We start from the raw sequence: 5,296 nt of genomic DNA on the forward strand, positions 1-5,296 counted from the left end.
TTTATGACAAGAAGATCTCAGCGGATACGCTGCGGTTTCTCAAGGAGAAAATGAATATTCACGATACAGATAGTATCATCCCCGGGGGCAGATATCACAACCGAAAAGATTATATGAGCTTCCCCAGCCTGGGCAGGCAGGACTTACAGTATGAGAAAATCACACCGCTGCCAATCAAGGGCCTGAGTTTGGAAAGTAGCCTGTTACAGGCCATTGCCAATAAGGACTATCTCATGTATGCCCCCTATCATACCTTTTCCTACCTTATTAAATTCCTTCGGGAAGCGGCCTTGGACCCCCAGGTCCGGAGCATTAAAATTACCATTTACCGCCTGGCAAGTGAATCTCAGGTGATCTCCTCCCTGATCAATGCTGCCAAAAATGGTAAAAAGGTTACGGTACAAATAGAGCTAAGGGCCCGTTTTGATGAACAGGCGAACATTGAATATGCCGAACAACTACAGAGTGAAGGGGTCAAGGTAATTTTCGGGATTCCTGGTTTGAAAGTACACAGCAAGGTGGGCGTTATTGAACGAAAGGAAGCCGATGGCGTAAAACGCTATGGCTTTGTGAGTACCGGAAATTTTAATGAAACCACTGCCAGAATCTATACGGATTATACCCTGTTTACAGCGCATCAGCCTATACTAAAAGAAATTGATAAGGTATTTGAGTTCTTTGAAACCTCCTATCGCATACCCACCTACAAACACCTGCTGGTTTCACCACATTACACCAAGACGACCTTTAAAAGACTGATCGACCAGGAAATTGCCAATGCGAAGGCTGGGAAAGTGGCCTATATCAGGATTAAGATGAACAGTTTTACCTCGTATACCATGGTGGATAAACTTTATGAAGCAAGTAGGGCGGGTGTAAAAATTCAATTGATCATCCGTGGTATCTGCTGTCTCATTCCCGGAGTACCTGGTTTAAGTGAGAATATTGAAGCCATAAGCGTTGTAGACAAGTTTCTCGAGCACCCGAGGCTTTTCATTTTTGCCAATGAAGGAGATCCCAAGGTATATATTTCCTCGGCGGACTGGATGACCCGAAACCTGGACAACAGGGTAGAAGTGGGCTGCAGGATCTATGACCCTGATGTAAGGGAAGAACTCCTGGATACTTTTGATATTTGTTGGAGCGATAATGTAAAAGCCCGGGTATTCTCCAAAGATCACGACAATCGGTACCGCGAAAAAAAGGATCCGGCAATACGCTCACAATTTGCACTTTACGAGTACTATAGGGCAAAGCTGGAACCTAGGTCGACCAAAAAGGTATAGGCTATAGCGGTGAGACCTTTTGGGGTTAGCCGTGAACCGTTTCTTTCTTGCCCAGGTTCTTCATGATCCCGGCTTCGTATTCCAGCAGGTCCTGCCATTTCTGATCCACCTCTTTTCGGTCCCCGTACTTTCGGGCGAATTTCAGGAACATAGTGTAATGACCCGCTTCACTGATCATCAATTTCCTGTAAAATTCAGCCAGGTCCTTGTCCTTGAGTTCTTCGGACAACAAGCGGAAGCGCTCACAACTTCTTGCTTCTATCAGGGCTGCATACAGCAAGCGATGTATGAGCTGGGTCTTTCGGTCGCCCCCTTTTGGGAAAAATTTCATCAGCTCAATAACATAATCGTCTTTCCGATACCTTCCCAGGGTACCCCCCCGGGCCAGGATACGGTCATGTACCATTTTAAAATGGCCCATTTCTTCACGGGACAGGGCCGTCATTTCCTGTACTAGTTCCGGGTACTCCGGAAAGGTAACGATCAGGGAGATTGCCGTACTTGCGGCTTTTTGTTCACAATAGGCGTGATCGGTAAGGATTTCATCTATATTCTTCTCAACGATATTGACCCACCTGGGATCAGTTGGTAATTTCAATCCGAGCATAATGAAGTGTTTTTACAAAGGTATAAAGTTCTTCCTGATGGGGATTATCACCAACATATAATGAATAGGGAAGCCCCTTGTAGGCGCATTGGTACATTCTTGATATCTTTATATAATTCCTTTCCCTTCAAAGGGGTGGAGGCATCAAACCAAGCTTATGAAAGCGATTTCTAAAGGGGTTGCCCTGATTTTTGCCTTGCTTTTTATAACGGCAGCCATCCTGCAGTACAATGATCCGGACGCCCTTTTATGGATCTCCTTCTACGGGGCAGCCGCTGTGGCCTGTCTGCTTTACCTGCTTAACCGGTTTCAACCTATCCTTGGCCTTATCCTTGGACTGGTCTATTTGACAGCGACCCTTTGGGTATGGCCTGAGAAATTTGAAGGCGTAAGAATAGGTGAGGGAGACATCGAAAATATCGAGAGGGGCAGGGAAGCCCTTGGATTATTGATTGTTGCCGGAGTTATGTTTTTCCTGGCGCGGAAAGCCCGCAAAAAATAAACTCAAAGTTCCAGGTCGAACTGTTTTTTCAGGAGGTCTATGGCTGGATTTTTCTTGCGGAGCTTATCGTATTTCTCCTGGGGGGTATAGGCGTATTGCTTGGCGGCTTCTTCATTTACATCAATTTTCAGACTGAGGTCATAATTCTGTAATTGCTCCCGCAAATAGTTCAACAAATCGGATTGTTCCCGTTCAATCTCCTTTTTCATAGTGTGGTTGGGCACTTCGATCCAGACCACATGATCGCCCAACACTTTGGGTACGTCCGTACTAAGGGCAGAAGCCAGTATTTTTCTCCCAGAATTTTCCAGTTTATCCACATATGCCGTCCAGTGGGTGTGTAGGGCTTCATCGTTAAAGGGCTCCCGGGGAAGTTCAACCTCTTCGGGTTGTTGTTCCTTTTTGAGTTCTTCGTGTTCTTTTTTCGCTTTCAGGCTGGACAGGGATAGTCCGGAAATACGTTTTTTACGTTCACGGATCAGAATATCCCGGGTTTTTTCGGTTTCCGTGGGCTGCTTCGGACTTTCCGTAACACTTTCCTGTGTTTGTGGAGGTACCTCTGCAACAGGTGCTGGCGCCTCGGTTAGAACAGGTTCAGCAACTTCGGGAGCTTCGGCAGCCTGCTCCTTTTGAGGTTCCTGTTGGGCAGGAGGGACTACTTCTTTTGCTGTATGATGCGACTTATAATAGGCGCTGGGGATCAACTGGGGTTCCGCGGCGGTCAGGCGGTCATTTTTTTTTTCAGGGTCGAATTCCAACGAAGCAATTTTCATCAGTGTGAGCTCTACGAGCAAACGTTGGTTCTTACTGGTCCTGTAATTGAGGTCGCAGGTAGTACAGAGGTCGATCCCCTGCAGTAAAAAGGTTTCTGAAGTTTTTAGGGCCTGGTCCTGGTACTGCGCTTTTGCTTTATCCCCCACTTCGAGCAGTTCCAGCGTATCCTGATTCTTACATACCAGCAAATCCCTGAAATGTGCTGCAAGTCCGTTTATGAAATGGTGGCCTTCAAACCCCTGCGACAGCACCTTGTTGAACAACAGCAATGTCCCGGGGATGTCGTGGTTCAATAGCAAGGAGGTAGTTTCGAAATAGGTGTCGTAATCCAGGACATTAAGGTTCTCTGTAACTGCCTTACGGGTCAGGTGTTTGCCAGAGAAACTTACTACCCGGTCAAAAATAGACAAGGCGTCCCGCATGGCACCATCGGCCTTTTGGGCAATGATATGCAAGGCATCTTCTTCGGCTTCAATACCCTGTTCATCTGCAATGTATTTTAGGTAGCCGGCGACATCCCGCACCGAAATCCGTTTGAAATCGAAGATCTGGCAACGGGAGAGGATGGTGGGTATGATCTTGTGCTTTTCTGTCGTGGCAAGGATAAAAATCGCGTGCTTGGGAGGTTCCTCAAGGGTTTTCAGAAAGGCGTTAAAGGCCGATTGGGACAACATGTGCACCTCGTCAATAATATAGACCTTGTATTTACCTACCTGCGGTGGGATACGTACCTGGTCGATGAGGTTCCGGATATCATCAACGGAATTGTTGGAAGCCGCATCGAGCTCAAAGATGTTAAAGGCAAAATCCTCATCGGGGTTTTCATTCCCTTCCTGGTTTATTTTCTTTGCCAGGATCCGCGCACATGTGGTCTTTCCCACCCCTCTTGGGCCGCAGAATAAGAGGGCCTGTGCGAGGTGGTTGTGCTCGATGGCATTTTTTAGTGTATTGGTAATCGCCTCTTGCCCCACTACATCCTTAAAGGTCTGGGGTCTGTATTTGCGAGCTGAGACAATAAAAGGTTCCAATTGTGCTGAATGTTAATTAGCAGGTAACTATACAAATATAAAAATAGGGATTCTTCTGAGCTTTAAAAAGAGGTCGGCTACACCAATACTTATCAACAATTTTAGGGGTTCCCTGCGATTTCGTATCTTTGCCCCTTGCAGGTCACCCTATCGCTCCGGGCTACCGGGGAGGAAAGTCCGAACACCGCAGTGCAGCATAGCGGGTAACACCCGTCTCCCGTTTCTCGGGAAGGACAAGTGCAACAGAAAGTATGTACAGGTAAGGCTGTAGTGAAATCAGGTAAACTCTATGCGGTGAAACGCCATGTAAATCAGTGCTCGAGGGCTGCACGCCCAAACTGAAGGGTAGGCGGATAGAACCTTCCGGGTAACCGGGGGTCCAGATAAATGATAAGAGCGTTGTCCAACGTAACAGAATCCGGCTTATGACCTGTTAAAAATTCCCCGGTTGCGAAACCGGGGAATTTTTCATTTTATGCTGTGCTCAAAAAAACTTAAAACGCTGCCCCCGTAAGTTCTGGATGTGGCGTAATTCGGTAAGCCGGCCAATTTCATGCGTTTGTCGTGTTCAATTACCAATGTGCCATCATCGCTTAAGAGCGTATTCTCAAAAACCAGGTTCACCAATTTTTCTAGTTCCGTAAGCTCTATCGCATAGGGCGGATCGGCAAAGATTATGTTATACTGTCCGCTGTGTTTTTCCAGAAATCGCAGCACGTCCCTTTTTTCAGTAGAAATTTGCATACCCAGGTCTTTCGATACGGTATTGATAAACCTGATACACCCGAAATCCTTGTCTACACTGGTTATCTGTTCAACCCCACGGGAAGCGAATTCAAAACTGATATTGCCGGTGCCGGCATACAGGTCCAATACCGAACTTTCTTTCCAAACAAAACGGTTATTAAAGATATTGAAGAGGGCTTCTTTTACCCGGTCGGTTGTAGGCCGTACCGGAAGGTTTTTAGGGGCCCTAATACGTCTTCCCCCGTATTTACCCGATATAATCCTCATTACAGGGCGTTGATTACCGCAAAATCTATAGAATCCTCTTCGAGGTCTTTTGTGGAATAGATCTGGTTAGACGGCAGGTAGATAG

Annotated in this window: 5 protein-coding genes and 1 other RNA gene; 3 read left to right on the forward strand and 3 right to left on the reverse strand. The window is 46.6% G+C overall.

The genetic code is table 11. The features are described 5' to 3' along the window. A partial coding sequence (ppk1, locus tag AC4E7D_RS11270) for a polyphosphate kinase 1 (protein ID WP_490173893.1) occupies positions 1-1,286 on the forward strand: 1,286 nt, incomplete at its 5' end. Between the two features lie 25 nt (positions 1,287-1,311). Here ppk1 and AC4E7D_RS11275 read toward each other — a convergent pair. Beyond that, entirely contained in the window at positions 1,312-1,893 is a 582-nt protein-coding gene (locus tag AC4E7D_RS11275; RefSeq protein ID WP_490173894.1) for a MiaE family protein, read from the reverse strand. Positions 1,894-2,050: 157 nt separating this feature from the next. Here AC4E7D_RS11275 and AC4E7D_RS11280 point away from each other — a divergent pair, with 157 nt between their 5' ends. Beyond that, positions 2,051-2,395 carry a transmembrane 220 family protein gene (locus tag AC4E7D_RS11280; RefSeq protein ID WP_490173895.1) on the forward strand — a complete coding sequence of 115 codons (345 nt, stop codon included), beginning with the start codon at positions 2,051-2,053 and terminating at the stop codon, positions 2,393-2,395. A gap of 2 nt (positions 2,396-2,397) precedes the next feature. Here the strand turns inward: AC4E7D_RS11280 and AC4E7D_RS11285 are convergent, their stop codons facing one another. Continuing rightward, positions 2,398-4,197, reverse strand: a complete 1,800-nt coding sequence (locus tag AC4E7D_RS11285) for a DNA polymerase III subunit gamma/tau (RefSeq protein WP_490173896.1) — start codon at positions 4,195-4,197, stop codon at positions 2,398-2,400. A 134-nt stretch (positions 4,198-4,331) separates the two neighbouring features. On the opposite strand from AC4E7D_RS11285, the gene rnpB reads away from it, so the two are divergent. Next, an RNA gene (gene rnpB, locus AC4E7D_RS11290) (RNase P RNA component class A) lies at positions 4,332-4,638 on the forward strand. Positions 4,639-4,665: 27 nt separating this feature from the next. Here rnpB and rsmD read toward each other — a convergent pair. Then, positions 4,666-5,211, reverse strand: a complete 546-nt coding sequence (gene rsmD, locus AC4E7D_RS11295) for a 16S rRNA (guanine(966)-N(2))-methyltransferase RsmD (protein WP_490173897.1) — start codon at positions 5,209-5,211, stop codon at positions 4,666-4,668. Positions 5,212-5,296: the final 85 nt, after the last annotated feature.

The organism is Lentiprolixibacter sp. (genome assembly GCF_982873095.1).